This is a genomic window from Povalibacter sp. (assembly GCF_036520495.1).
GTDB lineage: Bacteria > Pseudomonadota > Gammaproteobacteria > Steroidobacterales > Steroidobacteraceae > Steroidobacter.
This window is the reverse complement of the sequence record NZ_DATDJO010000016.1, coordinates 1-19,746: the sequence shown is the minus strand read 5'-3', so window position 1 is coordinate 19,746 and position 19,746 is coordinate 1. Positions and strand designations below refer to the sequence as shown.

Annotated in this window: 21 protein-coding genes; 8 read left to right on the top strand and 13 right to left on the bottom strand. The window is 62.6% G+C overall.

From position 1 onward, the window contains the following. Positions 1–4: 4 nt before the first annotated feature. The 4 genes from VIZ63_RS04895 to VIZ63_RS04880 all read right to left on the bottom strand — a co-directional run bounded on the left by VIZ63_RS04895 (position 5) and on the right by VIZ63_RS04880 (position 4,360). Positions 5–1,597: a TRAFs-binding domain-containing protein gene (locus tag VIZ63_RS04895; protein WP_331608404.1), complete on the bottom strand. Its 1,593-nt coding sequence runs from the start codon at positions 1,595–1,597 to the stop codon at positions 5–7. A 4-nt stretch (positions 1,598–1,601) separates the two neighbouring features. Then, complete coding sequence (locus tag VIZ63_RS04890) at positions 1,602–2,540, bottom strand: hypothetical protein (RefSeq protein ID WP_331608403.1); 939 nt, start codon at positions 2,538–2,540, stop codon at positions 1,602–1,604. A gap of 17 nt (positions 2,541–2,557) precedes the next feature. Continuing rightward, complete coding sequence (locus tag VIZ63_RS04885) at positions 2,558–3,172, bottom strand: glycoside hydrolase family 108 protein (RefSeq protein ID WP_331608402.1); 615 nt, start codon at positions 3,170–3,172, stop codon at positions 2,558–2,560. 324 nt (positions 3,173–3,496) lie between these two features. Then, entirely contained in the window at positions 3,497–4,360 is an 864-nt protein-coding gene (locus tag VIZ63_RS04880; RefSeq protein ID WP_331608401.1) for a glutathione S-transferase, read from the bottom strand. Positions 4,361–4,420: 60 nt separating this feature from the next. Here VIZ63_RS04880 and VIZ63_RS04875 point away from each other — a divergent pair, with 60 nt between their 5' ends. Next, positions 4,421–4,828, top strand: coding sequence for a VOC family protein (locus tag VIZ63_RS04875; RefSeq protein WP_331608400.1), 408 nt, complete (start codon positions 4,421–4,423; stop codon positions 4,826–4,828). 143 nt (positions 4,829–4,971) lie between these two features. Further along, a complete protein-coding gene (locus VIZ63_RS04870; RefSeq protein WP_331608399.1) occupies positions 4,972–5,667 on the top strand; it encodes an outer membrane beta-barrel protein in 696 nt (231 codons plus the stop codon). Positions 5,668–5,713: 46 nt separating this feature from the next. On the opposite strand, the gene VIZ63_RS04865 is transcribed toward VIZ63_RS04870, so the two are convergent. Then, positions 5,714–6,586, bottom strand: coding sequence for a GFA family protein (locus VIZ63_RS04865; protein WP_331608398.1), 873 nt, complete (start codon positions 6,584–6,586; stop codon positions 5,714–5,716). A 340-nt stretch (positions 6,587–6,926) separates the two neighbouring features. On the opposite strand from VIZ63_RS04865, the gene VIZ63_RS04860 reads away from it, so the two are divergent. Next, positions 6,927–8,138 carry a multidrug effflux MFS transporter gene (locus tag VIZ63_RS04860; protein ID WP_331608396.1) on the top strand — a complete coding sequence of 404 codons (1,212 nt, stop codon included), beginning with the start codon at positions 6,927–6,929 and terminating at the stop codon, positions 8,136–8,138. Between the two features lie 143 nt (positions 8,139–8,281). Here the strand turns inward: VIZ63_RS04860 and VIZ63_RS04855 are convergent, their stop codons facing one another. The 5 genes from VIZ63_RS04855 to def all read right to left on the bottom strand — a co-directional run bounded on the left by VIZ63_RS04855 (position 8,282) and on the right by def (position 12,708). Next, positions 8,282–8,713, bottom strand: coding sequence for an OsmC family protein (locus VIZ63_RS04855; RefSeq protein WP_331608395.1), 432 nt, complete (start codon positions 8,711–8,713; stop codon positions 8,282–8,284). Positions 8,714–8,859: 146 nt separating this feature from the next. After that, entirely contained in the window at positions 8,860–9,276 is a 417-nt protein-coding gene (locus VIZ63_RS04850) for an OsmC family protein (protein WP_331608394.1), read from the bottom strand. Beyond that, positions 9,273–10,388 (bottom strand): NAD(P)/FAD-dependent oxidoreductase, encoded by a 1,116-nt coding sequence (locus VIZ63_RS04845; RefSeq protein ID WP_331608393.1) that lies wholly within the window; start codon positions 10,386–10,388, stop codon positions 9,273–9,275. The genes VIZ63_RS04850 and VIZ63_RS04845 overlap by 4 nt, the downstream gene beginning before the upstream one ends. 28 nt (positions 10,389–10,416) lie before the next feature. After that, a complete protein-coding gene (gene gabD / locus VIZ63_RS04840; protein WP_331608392.1) occupies positions 10,417–11,895 on the bottom strand; it encodes an NADP-dependent succinate-semialdehyde dehydrogenase in 1,479 nt (492 codons plus the stop codon). Between the two features lie 279 nt (positions 11,896–12,174). Beyond that, complete coding sequence (gene def, locus VIZ63_RS04835) at positions 12,175–12,708, bottom strand: peptide deformylase (RefSeq protein ID WP_331608390.1); 534 nt, start codon at positions 12,706–12,708, stop codon at positions 12,175–12,177. Positions 12,709–12,948: 240 nt separating this feature from the next. Between def and VIZ63_RS04830 the strand changes: the two genes are divergently transcribed. Both VIZ63_RS04830 and VIZ63_RS04825 read left to right on the top strand, forming a co-directional pair. Beyond that, positions 12,949–13,566, top strand: coding sequence for a nucleotidyltransferase family protein (locus VIZ63_RS04830; protein WP_331608389.1), 618 nt, complete (start codon positions 12,949–12,951; stop codon positions 13,564–13,566). A 216-nt stretch (positions 13,567–13,782) separates the two neighbouring features. Continuing rightward, entirely contained in the window at positions 13,783–13,971 is a 189-nt protein-coding gene (locus VIZ63_RS04825) for a hypothetical protein (protein WP_331608388.1), read from the top strand. Between the two features lie 32 nt (positions 13,972–14,003). Here VIZ63_RS04825 and VIZ63_RS04820 read toward each other — a convergent pair whose 3' ends face one another. Then, positions 14,004–14,390 (bottom strand): DUF488 domain-containing protein, encoded by a 387-nt coding sequence (locus tag VIZ63_RS04820; protein WP_331608387.1) that lies wholly within the window; start codon positions 14,388–14,390, stop codon positions 14,004–14,006. Positions 14,391–14,842: 452 nt separating this feature from the next. Here VIZ63_RS04820 and VIZ63_RS04815 point away from each other — a divergent pair, with 452 nt between their 5' ends. Continuing rightward, positions 14,843–15,793, top strand: coding sequence for a hypothetical protein (locus tag VIZ63_RS04815; RefSeq protein WP_331608386.1), 951 nt, complete (start codon positions 14,843–14,845; stop codon positions 15,791–15,793). A 110-nt stretch (positions 15,794–15,903) separates the two neighbouring features. Here the strand turns inward: VIZ63_RS04815 and VIZ63_RS04810 are convergent, their stop codons facing one another. Then, complete coding sequence (locus tag VIZ63_RS04810) at positions 15,904–16,911, bottom strand: AraC family transcriptional regulator (RefSeq protein WP_331608385.1); 1,008 nt, start codon at positions 16,909–16,911, stop codon at positions 15,904–15,906. A 252-nt stretch (positions 16,912–17,163) separates the two neighbouring features. Between VIZ63_RS04810 and gstA the strand changes: the two genes are divergently transcribed. Further along, positions 17,164–17,784, top strand: a complete 621-nt coding sequence (gstA, locus tag VIZ63_RS04805; RefSeq protein WP_331608384.1) for a glutathione transferase GstA — start codon at positions 17,164–17,166, stop codon at positions 17,782–17,784. A 1-nt stretch (position 17,785) separates the two neighbouring features. Here gstA and VIZ63_RS04800 read toward each other — a convergent pair whose 3' ends face one another. Then, positions 17,786–18,190 (bottom strand): response regulator, encoded by a 405-nt coding sequence (locus tag VIZ63_RS04800; RefSeq protein WP_331608383.1) that lies wholly within the window; start codon positions 18,188–18,190, stop codon positions 17,786–17,788. A 341-nt stretch (positions 18,191–18,531) separates the two neighbouring features. Between VIZ63_RS04800 and VIZ63_RS04795 the strand changes: the two genes are divergently transcribed. Further along, the coding region (locus VIZ63_RS04795) for a HAMP domain-containing protein (protein ID WP_331608382.1) at positions 18,532–19,746 on the top strand (1,215 nt) is incomplete at its 3' end.

Here is a 19,746-nt window from a genome sequence, read left to right as displayed (position 1 = left end):
TGCGCTACTGTTTGGGAAACGCTGCGATCGACTGGATCGAAATGCCTTCATTGGCGGCATAGGTGCCGGTCGCGCCATTCAGTCGCGGCATGCCGATCTTGCCGCCCTTGTGATGCAGGGCGATGACCTGCCACAACGCTGCGTTGAACACGGGACTGCCGGAACTGCCGCCTTCCGTCGGCGCGGTGTAATGCACGCGACAGACATCCGGAATCTGTGGCTTGCCGGCGGGCGGGCCCTCGTGATCGAGCAGTTCGTTGTCCTGGAACGAGAACGACAGGTCGCGGCCGCCCGGATAACCGACGACGTACACCTGTGGCGAATCGTCGAGCACGGGCAGCGCTCTTGCGATCGGCAATGGCTCGATGCCGGTGACGGATTTGTTGAGTCGCAAAATACTGGCGTCGCATTGTTCCGGCGGTGAGCTCCACAGCAACTTGTCGATTTCGTAGACCGTTTCTGCATCCGCCGCCTCGAAAATGATCTCTGCATCTTCGGGACGGATGCCGGGGCTCGCACCGTTCGGATTCACGACGTGGAAGTTGGTGAGCAGCACGAGTTCGTCGGGTGGCATAAGGCCGAGGTCGCCGGCTTTCACCAGAAAGCCCGTACCAATGCGGCTGCCCAGGCGCGGACGGATCGATGCCACCGACTGAGCCCGCGCCACACCCATCTTCCACCACTTGAACGTCTGCGCACCGCGCTTGCCGAGAATGGCTTCGAGCTGCACATCGCTCGGCGGTGCCTGTCGATGCAGTCGTTGCAGATCGGCCGCTTCCAGTCGCAACTCGCCACCCTGCATTTCCAGCAGCCGTGCGCGCAGGATCGACACCAGGCCACGGCCGCGCTCCGTGTCTTCCAGATTCCAGACCCTGGTGAACTGACGCAGGGAACTCGCCATCAGGAATGCCTTGGCATCGGGACCCGCGGCGTAGGCACGCACGGTGCGTTCGACATCGTCCCAGCGCTCGAGTCCCAGGTAGGCCTCGGCCAGCGAAGGCAGATACCACTGATCGCGATTTGCCTCGGGCATCGACTCGAGGGAGTTCACCAGCTGCGTGGCGACGGCGACGGGATTCAGGTCGGTGGCAATGGGAATGCCCAGGCGCTTGCAGTTGGCGATCAGCGCGACGACGTTGGCGCCATGCCAGACATTGGCCGGATTGTTTTCGAACGGCTTGCGATACGCGGCGATCGCCTGCTGCAGCGCATGCCTTGCGCCCGCGCCCGTCTTGTCGCGCGCATCGAAGAATATCTGCTTGTATGCGCGCCCGAGCAATCCGGTCGCTTCGGCGAGTTCGTGATCGTCCTTGTCGAGCCGATGGGCCAGCGCCTGCAGCACATCGATGGCGACGCTGACCTGGCCCATCTCGATGAGCGCCTGTGCGTACAGGCGCCGGGTCTTTGCATCCTTCGGATCGAGGCGACCCAGGCTTTCGGCCAGCTGAATGAGGCACTCGTACTCGCGCGCATCGCGCAATGTTTCCACCAGCTTGCGTGCCTCGGGCAGCGCCGCTGCCGCGTTCAGACCGCTGAGCTGATCGAGCACGCGCTGCGCCGTTGCGCGCAACTCGGTCGTAGCGCTGTCGTTGACCATGCGGTTACAGGTCGAGCATGCCGCGCAGCGTGGCGCCGAACACCGGTTGCCGCAGGTACTTCGTGGCCGAGTGACGCCACGCGCCATCGTTCACGACGACCTGGTCCTTGATCGTGCCGACGTCGTTGTCACGATAGTCGTTGGCGAGCGCGGGATCGAAGCCGCACACCGGATCGAGCCGGTCGAAAATGTTCACCCAGTCCCTGGCCACCTTGCTGCGCGGAAAGCCGTTTGCGCGATTCCATTCCGGACGCAGCTTGTCCTGGATTTCATCAAGTCCCAGCGGGCTGCCGATGGTGATGAACCCATCGACATTGGCGCAGGTACCGACGCGTTTGAGACAGTCGTAGGCGATTACGGTGCCCATGCTGTGCGAGACGACGATGTGCGGCCGGGTCACCGCGGCATCACACACCGTATCGATGAATCGTTGGCGGATCGTCTGCTGGATGTGCACGGCGCTGCGCCCCGGCGGCGCGTACTCGACATCGAACAGGTAGTGATGCACGTCGCGCAGGAAGGCATTCATGATGCGTTTCTTGAGAAACCATGGCAGCGGTACCCGTTCGAGTGCTCCCTGCGGCTGCGCCGGTACGGCAGGCGCATCGGGAGCCGCCATTTCTGCATCGGACAATTCCGTCATCTCGCTGCGCAGGCGGGCGAGGAATGCGGCTTCTTCGGCGTTGCGTGGCTGTGGTGGCGATTCGCCGCCGCTCGCGTCCACCGCCTGCGGTGTGTTTTCCAGCACGCCCTCGTGCGCGGACAGATCGCTGTCGGGATCGCCGTACATCAGGTCGGCCCAGTAGACGAGAGAACTCGTGACGCCGAGATCACCGAGCGGCAGCGGCTCGGCGGCGTCGGCGAGCGTGCGGCGCCAGATGCGCAGCAAGTCGTCCGCGGGCGGTTTGTTGGCGATGCCATGTATGAACGTGACGTGCGGCATGGGATCTCCCGTGGGATTCAGCGATCTACGCCGGGTATCCGGTCCAGTCCGGACACGTTATAGATGTAATGGGTGTCGCCGAAATCCAGCGACGCCGCGGCTTCGAAGCCGGGCAAGCCGACTTCGCGACGCAATGCATTCAACCGGTTCAGCCAACCCTTGAGGAAGTCGCCGAATTTGGCGTCTTTCTCGACGAGCCGTCGGTAGAACTGCTCGCGCGTGTCGCAATACGCGGCAACGGCCGCTCCGTGATCGCAGCCGGCGACGGCCTTTTCAGTGCCCGGGCCGAAGTCGCCATCGGCAGGACATTTCACGACCGTCTGCAGGAAGCGCACGGCACGACCCACGCCCATGTTGACGGCGGTATCGAAGTGAACCAGGTCGAGGCTGCCTTGCAGCAGATCGCAGCGCGGAGGAATCCAGTAGCCGGCTTCGTAGATGGCGTGCATCTCGGCGTCTTCGAGCTGCTGCACGTCGCGCGGCGGTAATCCCTGTCGCGTGCGCCAGTCGTCGTACACCTTCTGGGTGACGCCGCGATTGGTCGGACCGCCGGGATCATTGCGATGGTTGACGTAGCCGCCCTCCCAGCGCAGCACGAAGGGAAGTGCGGATACAAAGCTCTGTGACGGCATACGTGTCGACTCCGAAGCGCCTGCTGCGGAGAGTATCCCGGACGGATCGGTGGGGGAATGCCACTGCCCTTCCGGGAGGCGTTCCGTTCGCCCGCTCGTCTGCGTCAGCGCTTTGATGCCTCAATACATATCGAAGTGCTCCATGCGAGAACGAGCCGAGCAGCTTGCGGAATTCGTCAACCATCGAGCCTCGTTCTGCCCTGTTCTGCAGGAGCCGCGCGATATCCCGGGCAGGTCACGTGGCAAACAGCCGGTCGGCGACGAACGGATTCGGGCGCCGCGGACGTTACCGGCAAACCTCCGCAGATTCATCCGTGAGATGGGTCAGTGATCGAATGGAAAAGCGATGCCCGGTGCGCCTGCAATCCACGCATCGACTGGTCGCATGACGCGCTGGAATCGTGCAGAGGCGACGATCGTTGCGAGCCAGCGTCGCACCTGTGGCCACGGCTGGCTTGCGAACCAGCTTGCATCCACGCTCGCGAACTGACGCACGAACGGCGCGATGGCCATATCGGCAAGGGCGGTGCGTTCGCCGTACAGCCAGCGGGTGCCGGTCAGTCTGACTTCCAGCGACTGCAAGTCCGCACTGGCCTCGTCACGACTGGCATCGGCATCGGCGTCCGCGTAACGGGTGGGATATTTGTAGCGATCGAGATGGAATTTGAAATGTGTGTCGAATTGCCGGACCAGCGACAGCATCTGCGTGTGTGATTCCATCTCGGGCGTCAGCCACTGCTCGGGATCGTTGCGATCCAGCGCCCACGTCATGATGTCGAGGCTCTCGTCGATGACCGTACCGTCGCTGACGATCAGCACCGGCACGGTGCCTTTCGGCGATGCCTGCAGCATGGCGTCGGGCTTGTGCTTCAGTACCACCTCACGAAGTTCGCACGCCTGTGCGCTCGCATCGAGCGCCAGGCGTGCCCGCATTGCGTAGGGACAGCGGCGGAACGAGTACAGGATTGGCAGCATCCGTGTACGGTATCGAAGTTCTCCTCGGTCTGCTCGTGCAGCGGCATCATCGGACCGTCCGCTTTTCTCGGCGCTGGCGATCATGTGCTGAGCCTGCCCGCTCACGCCGAGGTCGACATGCACGGCCGTGGCGGCATTGCCGATGACGGCGGCGACTTCGCTTTCCTTACCGCTGCGATCTGCACATACAACCCGGGCAAACAAAGTTGCCATGGGTTGTCGTGTTCAGCTGCTAACGTGCGCTGACAACACGTAACCAACAAGGAGCCCGCCATGAGCGACGAGAATCCCAGCATCCTGTCGCACGTATCGATCGGTACCAACGATTTCGAGCGTGCCAGTGCCTTCTACGATCGCGTGCTGGCGACCCTCGGATGCAAGCGGATCATGCAGCATCCAGGCGCGATTGCTTATGGCAAGCAGTATCCGGAGTTCTGGATCGGAGCACCGTTCGATGGCAAGCCTGCGTCGATCGGCAATGGCACGCATTTCGGCTTCGTCGCTGCCAGCAAGCAGGAGGTGAATGCCTTCTACGAGGCAGCGGTATCCGCCGGCGTGGTAGCGGATGGCGCACCCGGGCCGCGCGAAGAATATGGCGCGCCGTACTACGGCTGCTTCGTTCGCGATCCTGACGGGCACAAGATCGAAGCGGCGTTCTGGGATCTATCGCTGCAGGCCTGAGGATTCTGCGTGTTGGACGAGCAGTGAGAGCCCGTCACGACCAGGCACAAAAAGCGCTAGTTGCCTGGAGCCACTCCTACAATGGCCACGACCGCTGACGCGGTGTTGGCGGCGAAGGAACGAACCAATAATGGGAGTGGGTAATGATTACCAACAGGAATCTGGTCTCGGCCGTGGGACTGGCAATGGCAATGGCGCTCTCGTCGGCGAACGCAGCGGAAGCGGGCTTTTATGTAGGCGTCCAGGGTGGGCAGGCCACGGCGGACCTCGATCAGGAGGAACTGGATTTTCTGGCGGAGGACGTTTTTTTATTCGCGGGTGTGCCGCTGATTGCCGGTACCGGCAGTTCGTCACTCGACGACGGGGTCACGACCTGGTCCGTAACTGCAGGCTATCGGTTGAATCCATATCTCGCCCTCGAAGCCAGTTACCTGGATCTCGGCACGTTTGAATATCGCGCCGGGGGACTCGTGAATCCTCCAGGCCCGGTCACGTCGCTACAGGCTGATCTGGGAATCGACTTCTCTTCAACGGGTTTCACCACGGCAGTCATCGGCGGCATCCCACTCGGGGAATCGTTCGATCTGCACGGCAAGCTTGGGATCTTCTTCTCCGAGACCGAGATTGAAGTGAGTGTCGCGGGTGACGTTGGCAATGGTTCCGACGGTATTTCCAGCAGTGACACGGACGTCTTCTATGGCGCCGGCGTGTCCTGGTTCATCGGCGCCAACTGGACGCTGGGCCTCGACTATCTGCTGTACAAGGATGTCGGTAACGAAGATGACACCGGCGAGACCGACGTCGAATCCGTAACGTTGCTGGCGGCCTATCGCTTCTGATGCGAACGGCGCGGTGGAGTCCTCTGCGACTCCACCGCTGCCTCTTTTAGAACATCACTTCACGCACGCGATCCATGGGCGGCATGGCCTCGAACCGCGGCAGCCCGTCGGCCAGGTCGAACCAGGGCGCTTTCGATCCCACCCAGATGTTGATGCCCACCTTGATGGGCAATGGCGTATCGACTGCGCCGGCCGGCACGATGAAGCGTTTGATCGGTGTGAACGGCGCGGGCAGGCTGCTGCCGCAATCGGCGCAGAAACTGACAGCGAACAGTTCCGCGCCGGGCACCTTGTAGGTTCGAATGCTGTCCTCGCCGCGAGTCCAGCGCAGTTTTTCCAGCCGGGTGAAGAAGTTCGTACCGTGAGCCGCGCCGCGGCTTTTGCGACAGCGTGAACAATGGCAGTTCACGAGATTGCGCGGCTGCTCGTCGATCTCGAATGCAACTGCGCCGCACAGACAGCCGCCATGGAGCGCTGTTCCGCCGGCGGTCACCGCGGGATTCTGCGGAGTCGGCATGGCGGTTCCGTAGCCCGGTGGATATTCATCGAAGCGCTGCAGATCGTCGTTGATCTCGTGCAGCGGCGATTTCGAACTGACGAAGATGTGTGCCAGCGGTTTCGCATCCAGATCGTCCTCGAGTCCACCCGCGGGGCAAATGACGACCGGCCCTGCCGCGTGAGGCACCGGCGAGCCGCATTGCGAACAGAACGGACGCTCATACGCCGCGGAGGAACGGTAGTGGACGATGGCGTCCTCTCCCGCGAGCCAGCGAAAGTTTTCGCCTGTCACGCCCACGGTGGTGCCGAACAGCGAGCCGTGATGTTTGCGGCACATCGAGCAGTGACAGTGAGCCATCCACTGATATGGACCGTTGATTTCGTAGCGGACGGTGCCGCAAAGGCAGGAACCGGTGGTCATGACTCGTCCTCGTTGTGAGTCGGGCTGTAATGCGGATCAATGGCTGAATCATGCACCGATCGCCGGGCGCTTTGAACGGTCTTCGATCACGGGGCCCTGGATGCAAATCGTCCCGAGCCTGGGGTTGGGGTCGGGAGTCACCCGGATTCAGGGACGGCTCTGCGCTGAAACATCGGTAGCGCAGGCGCGGCGTCGTGGCAGGTGATCTGTGATCCGACGAACGCCGAGGGGTTGCCTCCTGGACTTCCGCTGGCCGTCCCTGGGCACTTCCGTTGGTCGTCCCCCTGGGGACTTCCGTTGGTCGTGTACTCTGTGCGTATCGTTTCCTGTCTTCCGATCCATGACACTCGATTCGCGGCCGCATCGTATTCCAGGTTGGCTCCTGCTGGTCGGCGCCATGAGTGGCGTCGGGCCGTTCTCGATCGACATGTACCTGCCGGGCTTCCCGATGATCGAGCGGGAATTCGCGGAACAAGGCGTCGAGCGCACGATGGCGGCCTATCTGATCGGCATCACGCTCGGTCAGCTGGTGTATGGGCCGATCAGCGATCGGTTCGGGCGCAAACCGCCGCTTTACGTCGGCTTCGTGCTCTATGTGATCGGCGCCATCGGCTGTGCGCTGGCGACCAACATGACCATGCTTACGGTGATGCGTGTCGTGCAGGCGCTGGGTGCGTGCGGCGGCCTGGTCATCGGACGCGCGATCATTCGCGATCGGTGTCAGCCGCACGAGGCGGCCCGCGCATTCGCGATCCTGATGTCGATCGTTTCGCTGGGGCCCATCGTGGCGCCGACGCTGGGAGGATGGGTCATTACCCTGGTCGGCTGGCGCGGCACCTTCTATTTCCAGGCGGCCCTCGGCGCCGCTCTGCTGGTCATGATGCACAGCCTGCTGCAGGAATCACGCAGCGCCCTGAACATCGTGCCGTTCAGTACGCCACGCATTGCGCGCACGTATGCACGCCTCATTCTGGATCCCACGCTCGTCGGATATTCGCTGGTGGGCGGGTTCGCGGTAGGTGCGCTGTTCTGCTACGTCACAGGCTCCGCGACTGTGATGCAGGAGCTGTACGCACTGACGCCGCAGCAGTACGGCTGGCTGCTCGGGTTCAATGGCATCGCGTTCCTGCTGGCGAGTCGTCTGAATGTGCGCGCGTTGCGCAAGTTCGGGCCGGCTGAATCGCTGGCCCGCACGATCTGGTGGCCACCCGTCGTCGGACTGCTGCTGGCCGGCACCGCCGCATTGATCCACATGTCGCTGTGGCTGGTCATCGCACTGCAATTCGCTTTCTTCCTGTGCACGGCGCGAGTGACACCGAACGTCACGGCGCTCGGTCTTGCGCCCCACGGGAAAAACGCGGGAGCCGCAGCCGCGCTGATGGGCTCGCTGCAGTCGCTGATCGCCACGTGCGCCGGCATCGCCGTCGCCATCTTCAATGACGGTACGCTCGCAACGCTCGCGATCCTGATGACCGCCGGAGTCGTGCTCGCTGCGGCGTGTTATCTGTGGGCGAAAAAGACGGCGATACAGGTGAAAGTTGAAAGTCGATAGTGGATAGCGAGGAGGCCGGGATAGAGTTGAAAGTGGATAGTTGATAGTGGTTAGCGAAGAGCAAGCGCGGCATGGTGAAAGTTGACAGCGAAGAGATGCGGCTCTTCGCTATCCACTTTCCACTATCAACTCTCAACTACTCTTCAGGTCCATCCCGCGAGCCGTGTCTCCATCGTGATTTCTGCCTTGAGCAGACGCGATACGGGGCAGCCGGTCTTGGCCGCTTCCGCGACTTGCTGAAATTCGGGCGGCGTCATGCCGGGGATTTTTGCGCGCACCTTGAGATGCACGGCAGTGATCGTGAAGCCGGCATCGGTCTTGAGCAGCGTCACGGCCGCTTCGGTTTCGATGGATTCCGCTGTCTTGCCTTCGTTGCCGAGTTGGGCCGACAGCGCCATCGAGAAACACCCGGCATGCGCGGCCGCGATGAGTTCCTCGGGATTCGTACCCTTACCCTCCTCGAAGCGCGTGCTGAACGAATACTGCGTGTTCTCGAGCACGCCGCTCTCCGTCGAGATCGTACCCTTGCCGTCTTTCAGTCCGCCGTTCCAGACGGCCGTTGCTGTGCGTTTCATCGTAGCTACCCTCTTGTGCGAAAACTCACCGGGCAAGGAGAAGAGGTCTCCACGGGGGGCACGGGGTGGCACAGGGTAGGAACAAAGTCGATCCGGGAGTGCCGTTGCTCTTTGACCCCGTGTTCCCCGTGGAGATTCTTTCTCTCTTACGCTTCTCGAATCTCGATCGTGTGATTCAACGTCGCCGTCTTGCCGAACATCGCCGACGCCGAGCAGTATTTTTCTTCCGACAGTTTCACTGCGCGTTCGACCTTCTTCGGATCGAGGTTGCGTCCCGTGACGATGTAATGCATGCGCACGTGGGTGAACACCTTCGGATCGGTCTCGGCGCGATCGCCATCCACGTCGACGACGCAATCGGTGATGTCCTCGCGGCCGCGCTTCAGGATCAGCACGACGTCGAATGCCGAGCAGCCGGCCAGTCCCATCAGCAGCATTTCCATCGGTCGAAAACCGAGGTTGCGCCCACCGGCTTCAGGAGCGCCGTCCATCACGACGCTATGACCGGATCCCGATTCACCCAGGAACGTTACGTCCTGGACCCACTTGACCTTGGCTTTCATGGACTGAGCTTATCGTGACGGGCGAGCGCAGCGACATGATCGGCGATGGCCAGTGAGGAGGTAATGCCCGGCGATTCGATGCCGAACAGGTTGATGACCTGGGCGATGCCGTGACGAGCGGGTCCATCGATGCGGAAATCCGCGGCGGGTTCGCCCGGTCCGCTGATCTTGGGGCGGATGCCCGCATACGCGGGGACCAGGCTGCCATCGCTGAGTGCGGGCCAGAAGCGACGGATTGCACCGTAGAAGCGGTCGGCGCGGTCGAGGCTCACGGAATAATCGAGCTGCTCCACCCACTCGACGTCCGGACCGAAGCGGGCCTGGCCGGCGAGATCCAGCGTGAGGTGCACGCCCAATCCGCCAGGTTCGGGTACCGGATAGATCAGGTGCCGGAACGGTGAGCGACTCGTCGTCGAAAAATAGTGACCGCGTGCGTAATGCGCGCGTGGAATGTGTTCCGCTGGAAAGCCTTCGATGCCGGCAGCGACCTGGGTGGCGTGCAGGCCCGCGCAATTGATCACGAGATTCGCACGCAGATCCGGGCGCTCATTCTGATTGACCGCGAGCAGGACGCTCGATGTTTCCAGCCACATGCGCATGACGCTGTTACGTACCGCAAGAATGGCACCCGCCTGCTCGGCTTCGCCGAGCAGCGCCTGCATGTAGCCATGGGTATCGATGATGCCGGTCAGCGGCGAGAACAGGGCGGCGCGACAGTTCAGCTCGGGCTCCAGGTCCCGAACCGTCGCTGCGCTCATCCATTCCAGCGTGACGCCGTTGCCGCGCGCCGCGGCATCGATGAGTCGCAGATCTTCGACCTGTTCATCGGACGTCGCGACGATGAGCTTGCCGCAGCAGCGATGCTCGACGCCCGCGCGTGCGCAGAACGGATACAGCAGTTCACGTCCCGCCACGCACAGCGTCGCCTTGAGCGAACCGCGCGGGTAGTAGATGCCGGCGTGAATGACTTCGCTGCTGCGGGCACTGACGCCCGTGCCGAAGGCATCGGCGGCTTCGAGAATGACGACCTCACGGCCGTCGAGCGCGAGCGCGCGCGCCACGGCGAGACCGATGACCCCGGCGCCGATCACTACACAATCTATGGAATCCATCGACGCCTGCTGGGTTGTGATGATGAGATCAGATCCCGCCGAAGCAGAGGTACTTGATCTCCATGTACTCCTCGAGGCCGTACCTGGAGCCTTCGCGGCCGATGCCGCTCTCCTTGACGCCGCCGAAGGGCGCGACTTCGGTTGAAATGATGCCTTCGTTGATGCCGACGATGCCGCACTCGAGCGCCTCGGCGACTCGCCAGATGCGGCCGATGTCGCGGCTGTAGAAGTAGCTCGCCAGGCCGAACTCGGTGGCGTTGGCCAGCCGGATCACTTCTTCGTCGGTCTCGAACTTCATGAGCGGCGCCAGCGGGCCGAAGGTCTCTTCGCGCATCACCAGCATGTCGGCGGTGACGCCAGTCATCACCGTGGGTATGTAGAAACTGCCGGCCGCATCGCCGCGCTTGCCGCCGTAGACAACTTTCGCGCCCTTGCTGACGGCGTCGGCCACGTGCTCTTCCACTTTCTGCACGGCCTTGTCGTCGATCATCGGCCCGATCTTCGTCTCCTTGTCGAGACCATCACCGACCTTCATGGCTTTCACGGCCTCGGCGAGCTTCTCGGCAAAGCGATCGTAGACGCCGCTTTGCACGAACAGACGGTTCGCACAGACGCAGGTCTGGCCGGCATTGCGGTACTTGGAGGCGAGCGCACCGGCGACGGCGGCATCGAGGTCAGCGTCGTTGAACACGATGAACGGCGCGTTGCCGCCGAGTTCCAGCGAGACCTTGGTAATGTTGGTCGCGCACTGCGACATGAGCACCTTGCCGACGGCCGTCGACCCGGTGAAGCTCAGCTTGCGCACGATGGGATTGCTGGTGAACTCCGCACCGATCGGACGCGAGTCGCCGGTCACGACCGAGATGACGCCAGCAGGAATGCCGGCGCGTTCCGCGAGCACGCACATGGCCAGCGCCGAATACGGTGTGAGTTCCGCCGGCTTGATCACCATCGTGCAGCCTGCGGCGAGGGCCGGACCGGCTTTGCGGGTGATCATGGCCGCCGGGAAGTTCCAGGGCGTGATGGCGGCTGTCACGCCGATCGGCTGCTTCAGCACCACGATGCGCTTGTCGCGGCCGTGCGCCGGAATGACATCGCCATAGGCGCGCTTGCCCTCCTCGGCAAACCACTCGATGAACGATGCGGCATACGCGATTTCGCCGCGGCTCTCGACCAGCGGCTTGCCCTGCTCGACCGTCATCAGAATGGCGAGGTCTTCCTGGTTCGCCATCATCAGATCGAACCACTTGCGCAGAATCTGTGCGCGCTCCTTTGCGGTCCGCGAACGCCAGTCGGGAAGCGCCTTGTTGGCAGCATCGATGGCGCGCTTCGCCGCCTCCGCCCCGAGATTCGGGATCGTGCCGATCAGTGCGCCGTTCGCCGGGTTGAAGACCTGCTTGACCTTGCCATCCGGCGCGTCTTCCCAATGGCCACCCACGAACGCTTGCTGTCGGAAGAGGGACATGTCGCGCAACATCGGCTGTTGCGATTGCGGGAGGGCGGCCATAACGATTCTCCGTGAGCAGAAGCAAGGAGGGGACGAGAGTCTAGGAAGCAGCGGGTGGCGCGTCCAGCCCGGGACGAGCGGAGTCGAGAAGGAGAAGTTCCACGGGGTAACACAGGGTCAGATGAAGAACTCAGGAAGAGCGACAGCTACACCCGTCGAACGCTCCATTCCAGCTAACCAAAGGGACTCACCCGGCAGATGTCTTCCTACCCCGTGGTGCCCCGTCCCGCGGGATTTCCTTTTGGTCATGTCCCCCGTGGAGATTCTTCTTCGACCTCTTCAATCGTCCACGAGCTGCTGACCCGGGAACAGGGTTTCGTTGAATCCGAAATTGCGCAGGTCGCGGATGCGCATGGGGTAGAGCACGCCGAGCAGGTGATCGACCTCGTGCTGCACGACCCGCGCATGAAAATCGCTGACAGTGCGATCGATGGGTGCGCCCATCGGATCGAATCCGCGGTAGCGCAGGCGTTTGTGTCGTGGCACCAGGCCGCGCATGCCGGGGACGGACAGGCATCCCTCCCAGCCGTCTTCCATGATGTCGTCCACCGGATCGAGCTGCGGATTGATCAGGATGGTGTAGGGCACTTCCTCGGCCTGTGGGTAGCGGGGATTCCTGCCGACACCGAAGACGACGACCTGCAGCGACACACCGATTTGCGGCGCCGCGAGTCCCGCGCCCTGCAACGATTCCATGGTGTCGTGCATGTCTATCAGCAGTGAACGCAGCTCGGGCGTGTCGAATTCGACCACGGGGCTTGCGACCTGCAGCAGGATGGGATCACCCATTTTCAGGACGGGACGGATGGCCATGGGATTACGCTCTAAAAGGACGGCCCATAGGATAAGAGAGGAGCGCCGCAAAAGACCGCATAAAAGAAGGTGATCGATTCACATCCGATCTGCTTTACTCCGTAACTTCAGAGATTTCCCGGATCTTCCGGTCGCATATATGCCCAGTCCTTTGCCCCGTGGGATTCCCCCACTGGGACTTCCGTTGGTCGCCTTGCGGTCACGGTCTTTCGCGGCCCTTTATTCCTTCCGGATTACTGCATGACGGCAAGCCTGCATGTATTGATTCTCGCGGCCGGCGCGTCGAGTCGCCTTGGCCAACCCAAGCAACTGGTCAAGCTCGGCGGTCACCCCGTGCTGCATGGCGTCGTAGCGGCCGCGACGGCGCTGGCGGGTCATAGCGTGACGGTGGTCGTGGGCGCTCATGCCAGCGAGGTGACGCGCCTGCTCGCGCATTCGCCGGCGTCCGTCATCGTGAATCGTCGCTGGGAGGAGGGCATGGCCTCGTCGATCCGCCTCGGTGTCGGCTCGCTATCCGCGGCGACCGACGCGGTGCTGATCCTGCTGGGGGACCAGGTGGCCGTAAGCGCCGACGATCTCAAGCGGTTGGCGGCCTCCTGGAAGGAGGCCGATGGCGTGATCGCGGCTGCGACCTACGACCAGCGTGTGGCCGTGCCGGCGATTTTCCCGCGCATGTGCTTCGGCGAACTGGCAGAGTTGCGGGGCGATCAGGGCGCGCGACAGATCCTGGAGCGCAACAGCTTTCGCGTCGTGCGAGTGCCCATGCCAAACGCGGCCGTGGATCTCGACACGCCGGAAGACCTCGCTGCGCTTACGCAGCGTTTCAACAGCACAACACCGGGCACGACCGACTCATGAGACTACTGATCATCCTCAGCCTGATCGCCATCGTCGTGGCCGTGATCTGGATGCGCGCGCGCCGAAAATAACAAACTCGATCACCCGGCTGCGCCGAGCGGGCCGCGGCATGCGGTGATGGAAATGCTGACATCGTGCCGTTCGCAGCGCATTTGAACTTATTCATCCGCCGGCTCGTTGTTCTGCTGACGTGTCCACCGCACGCGGGAGAGCACCATGGGTCCGATCACTGAATTTCTCGGTCATTTCTGGGGAGTGTTGATCCTCATCGGCCTGGCACTGGTTCTGACATACGTGGCGTTCAAACGCCGCTGGTTCGAACGCGGTTATCGCAAAGGCGAAGCGAAGAATCCGGCCGAAACCCGTCGGCAGAATCCGCCGGACGAATGGAGCCGCAATCATTGACGAGTCGCCACTGCTCAGTCAGCGACGCTGGATTAGTCCGCGACGCTGGCGCCACGTTCCCTGAACAGCTCGCGCAGTACGGATCGATGGCAGCGAGCTTCGTTCTCGCAGTAGCAGCCGACCGCGAAATCCGTCTGATGTGACAGCGCGGCAAGCGCATCCAGAACGCGCGAGACATCCGGGGTTTTCATTTCGGCGCGATAGCGCCGCACGAATGTTTTCCAGGCGCGTTCGTCCGCGCTCAGAGCCAGTTTCACCAGTTCTTCACTCGGCGCCAGATTCGGCAGCCAGACATCGTAAAGGTCCCGCGATGCGTATTCGCTCCTGGGTACGCCACGCGGCGGGCGTCGCACGGTCCCGAATCGGGGCCCTTCGTTGGCGCCACGAGCGCTGCCCAACCGAACGATATGCACTGCCATGCGTGCGTCTCCGTGCCAACGTCTGCCCGCAGCGCGGACACAGGATGTTCAGCTCAACGGTCTGCATCAGTGCGGATGTTAGCGGATCCATAAACAAATTCTCGCGCGCCGCGCGCGAAGCGAACAGGCAGTTGACCCTGGCACAGGCCAAATGCTGCGAGGATCTGCTTCGGTATTGTCACGGACGAAACGCCCTATTGACACGCATCGGACGGGTATCTAACGTCTGCTTGAATCAACTGCTTTAATGGCGAGCTGCCATCGCCGCGTCACCGCTTCGTCGCGACATGTCAGCTCGTCCGCGATATTGAAGGGATCACCAGAAGGCCGGAGTTTCCAGCCCAGGGGGTATCGCCGAGGATGGCTGCAGCGCGTCTTCGGTGTGGGGGCTCGTTGTTGCCATTCGTTGGCGAGTTGCCAGAGCGCTCAACGATAACTACGAGGCTACAACGATGAGTACATTCGGTTTGCTTTCCCGCAAGGCGCACATTCCATTGATGATCCTCGCGGGTGCGATGATCGTTTCCGTCTCTCACGCTCACAAGGATAAGGACAAGGACAAGGGCGAGCACCATCACCATCACCCGCATTCCAGTCCTGCGGCGATGGATCAGTTTCTTGATGTGGTGCGCGAGGATGCGCCGGGGCTTGCGGGTTTCACGGTGTATCGTCCCGCTGATCTGAACGGGCCCAAGGACAAGTTCCCGATCGTGGCCTGGAGCAACGGCGCGTGCTCCGCGAGTAACGATGGCCACCTCTACTTCCTGATGCAGCTCGCGGCCCGCGGATTCGTCGTCATCGCTTACGGTGAACCTGATGCGTCCTCCGCCCCCGGTGCGCAAGCAACGGAGGATCGCTTGAAGAACGCGATCAATTGGGCGACCTCCTCTCCCGGCCGCGGCGGCCCGAAGTATCACAATCATCTCGACGCCAGCCGGGTTGCGACGATGGGTCACTCTTGCGGAGGCATCGATGCGCTTTGGACAGGCGAGCACGATGCGCGCGTGAAATCAGTCGTCAGTCTGAACAGTGGTTGCTTCCCGGATGACAGCACCGGCGGTCAATCGGGTCCGCTCGCCGTGTGTCGTCAGTATCTGAACAATCTTTCCGGCCCCGTGATGTTCGTAGCCGGTGGAACGGGCGACGTCGCCTATCCGAATTCCATCGGAAGCTACGAGCGCACAGAGGCGGTACCCGCTGTGTTCGCGTCGCACGCTACGGCCGGCCACGGTGGTTTCTTCGGCACGGCCTCTCGCGCGGTGCAGCTCCAGCTCGTGCAGGCAGTCGTCGAGTTTCTGGACGGCACTCTGAACGGCAATACGGAAGCACTCGACTTCCTCGTAGGGCCGGACAACGACCTCGGTCAACTCCCTAACTGGACGGTTGCGTCCAAGGGTTTCTAACCGCTGTCGACGAGGAGATCGTCACCAGAAGTCAGTAACGTCAAGGCGGGGCTCGGGCAGAAGGGAAGGTGCGCTCTTCCCTGGCCCGAGTCCCACGCCCCGCTGCGAGTTCACACTCCCTGCTGATCCACGCGTGCGACCTCGGGCACGCCAATTTCTGCTGCACGTGCACGTCGTGTGCGTTGGAAGCGATACGCGCCCGGCGGCATCTTGCGACGTCGACGGAAGGCCTTTGCGAATGCCGTCTCCGACAGATAGCCGACCTTGCTCGCGATGCGCGCCACCGGCTCGCGTGACTCACGCAGCAACTTCGCTGCGAGATCCATGCGCCAGCGCGTGACATACGCCAGCGGCGGCTGGCCCACCAGGTCCATGAAGCGTTTCGCAAAGGCGGCCCGTGACATCGCGGCCTGACGTGCGAGCGACTCCACGGTCCACGGCGCCTGCGGCGATTCGTGGATCAGGGTCAATGCCTTGCGGATCTGCGGATCCCGCAACGCGCCGAGCCACCCCGCCGTGCCTTCCGGTTGATCGCGCAACCACACGCGCAGCACATAGACGAACAGTGTGTCGATCAATCGCGGCAGCACCAGTTCGACACCGGCCTCACGACGCGCTGCCTCGTGGGCCAGCAGGCGTTGCAGCAGTTGCAATTCCGGATCTTCGTTAACGCGATCCGCCGGTACGACGATGACCGGTGGCAGCAGCGACAGCAGCGGGTGCGCACCCTCGGGTGAAAACCCATCGCTGGAGAAGCTGTAGCCGGCACACTGCAGCAGCGTCGATTCACCGCTGCCGTCATTGCGCCCGCGCAGTGACGGCACTACGTTGTTGTGGGCGCGCGCGATGGCTTGTGTGACGGGTTCGGGCTCGCGCGGATCGCGATCCGACGACAACACGTGCTTGCTGCCGCTGGCGAGCAGCACGATGTCGCCGGCATTCAGGCGGATCGGCTCGGCATCGCCGTGGCGCAACCACGCGGCGCCGCGTCTGATGATGTGCACGGCAGTTTCCTGCGGAGCATCGACGACGATGGCCCATGGCGCCAGGAACTCACGCGATCCGATTACGCTGGTGGCGAGACTGGTGACATTCAAAACGTTCGACAGTACGTCCATGCGAAGAGCCCTGACTGAAGTGTGGAGAAGGGGCGACGATGACTTGGACAAGCACCTAGCCTACGCCCGCGACCCCTCATCGAAAGACGCGGCGCGCAGAAATTGACTGTTTCGGCGGTTTCATCAATCCAGCACTGAGTGTCGATTCTCAGACGATTTGCGCAGCTCGCGAGCGTCTCGAACCTGTTGGATTGAGCATCGGATGTTTACTGTTGCCCTGTCGACAGTTGCCACATGCACAGGGAGCCGCCCATGAAACTGTATTACTCGCCCGGCGCCTGTTCGCTCGCGCCGCACATCGTGCTGCGGGACGTCGGGCTGGAATTCACACTCGAGTGCGTCGATCTGCGGACGCATCGCACCAGCACGGGAGAAGATTTCGAGGCGATTCACGGCAAGAACTACGTGCCCGTCCTGGAACTGGACGATGGCCGGCGGCTCACCGAAGGCCCCGTGATCCTGCAGTACCTGGCGGATCTGCATCCGCTTGCGGGATTGATTCCCCATGCCGGGTTGGCGCGTTACAGGGTGCTGGAATGGCTCGCCTTTGTGGCGGCGGAGCTGCACAAGCCCTTTATCCCCTTGCTGGCAGGGGATCGTGCTTCATCAGACCTGAAGGAATGGTCGGTGCAGCGACTGACGCGCCGCTTCGACTGGATCAGCGCCGAACTCTGGTCGCGGTCGTGGGCCGCAGACGATCGCTACACGATCGCCGATGCGTATCTCTTCGCGGTGCTGCGCTGGAGCGATTCGGTCGCCATCGATCTTGCGCCGTGGCCGGTGCTGCACGACTACCTGGATCGTGTCGCGGCGCGTCCTGCCGTGCGCGCCGCGCTGCAGGCGGAAGGAGTGAGTTACGCCGTCGCGGCGTAACTCACTGCACCGAGCGGACCCCGAGTCTGCCGAAGACTTCCAGCATCAAGGGTTCCGTATACGGCTTCGGCAGGATGGCCACTGCCTTGTCTGATGCGAACTGGTCGACCAGTTCCCGCTCGCTACGTCCGCTGGCGATGATGATCGGCAATGTCGGGCACTGCGCGCGGATCTCCGCGGCAATCTCGTCGCCGCGCCGGTCGGGCAGTCCCAGATCGATGATCACGGCGCTGAGGTCGGCCTTGCGCTCGGCGAGCGCCTGCAGTGCTTCGGCCCCGCTACCGGCCTGAATGACTTCGAAGCCCGCCTCTTCGAGCACGTCGACGGCGAACATGCGAACGAGGATTTCATCCTCCACGACGAGGACGCACGGCAGTAAGGCCGTCTTGTTGGCAGTTTCACCCATAGGTGATGCGAATCCTTTATTGATGCCTGTTGTGTTCGCGGTCGGTTGCGACGCCCGCTATACGCCTTGCTGAGCCGGCCGTACGGCCATTACGCCATACCGAGCGACCGTAAGGAACGTCCCGGATCCACGGGTCCATACCAGCCAATATCGCACGTCGGACCTTCACCAGCGCGACGAATTCCTCAACGTAATGGAACCGCCGACGGTTCCCGGACATTCCGAGCCAATGCGCGTCAGGCGCGGGAGAGGGGCCACGTTGCGGACAGGGAGTCTGTCCGGGCGCAGAACAATTAACGGTTCCTTTTGGGTTACGCGGAATCTGACTCCGGAGAGATCCAGTGGTTGTGGCTGCCAGTGATGCGACGTCCTTGCAACGTCGCGACATCCTCAAGGCGCTTCGCGCACTCAAGCGCGGCGATTTCTCGGTCCGGCTACCCGGCGATCTCTCCGATATAGATGGCGAAATCGCCAATATCTTCAATGAGGTAGTCGAGCTCAACGATTCCATGGCGCGCGAATTCGAGCGCCTCAATGCCATGGTCGGGCGTGAAGGCAAGCTGTCGGAGCGCGCCAAGCTGCATGCCGCCACCGGCAGCTGGGCGCAATGCGTCGATTCCATCAACGGCCTGGTCAGCGACATGGCGTTCCCGGTATCCGAGGTCGCGCGCGTCATCGGCGCCGTCGCCAAGGGCAACCTGTCCCAGGCGGTGAACCTGGAAATCGACGGCCGACCGATGCGCGGCGAGTACCTGCGCATCAGTACCGTCGTGAACACCATGGTGGACCAGCTGAACTCCTTCGCCTCCGAAGTCACGCGCGTGGCGCGCGAGGTGGGTACCGAAGGCAAGCTCGGCGGCCAGGCCAACGTCCGCGGCGTCGCCGGTACCTGGAAGGATCTGACCGACAGCGTGAACCACATGGCCGCCAACCTGACCGGCCAGGTGCGCAACATCGCCGAAGTCACGACGGCGGTCGCGAGCGGCAATCTCTCCAAAAAGATCACCGTCGACGTCAAGGGCGAAATTCTCGAACTCAAGAACACCATCAATACGATGGTGGACCAGCTCAACTCCTTCGCCTCCGAAGTGACGCGCGTGGCGCGCGAAGTCGGTACCGAAGGCAAGCTCGGCGGTCAGGCGAAAGTGGAGGGCGTCGGCGGCACCTGGAAGGATCTGACCGACAACGTGAACCTGATGGCCGCGAACCTCACCGGCCAGGTGCGCAACATCGCCGAAGTCACGACGGCGGTCGCGAGCGGCAACCTCTCCAAAAAGATCACCGTCGACGTCAAGGGCGAAATCCTCGAACTCAAGAACACCATCAACGTGATGGTGGACCAGCTGAACTCCTTCGCCTCCGAAGTGACGCGCGTGGCGCGCGAAGTCGGTACCGAAGGCAAGCTCGGCGGCCAGGCGCGCGTGGAAGGCGTCGCCGGTACCTGGAAGGATCTCACCGACAACGTGAACCTGATGGCGGCGAATTTGACCAACCAGGTGCGCGGCATCGCCGAAGTCGTGACGGGCGTGGCGAACGGCGATCTCAAACGCAAATTG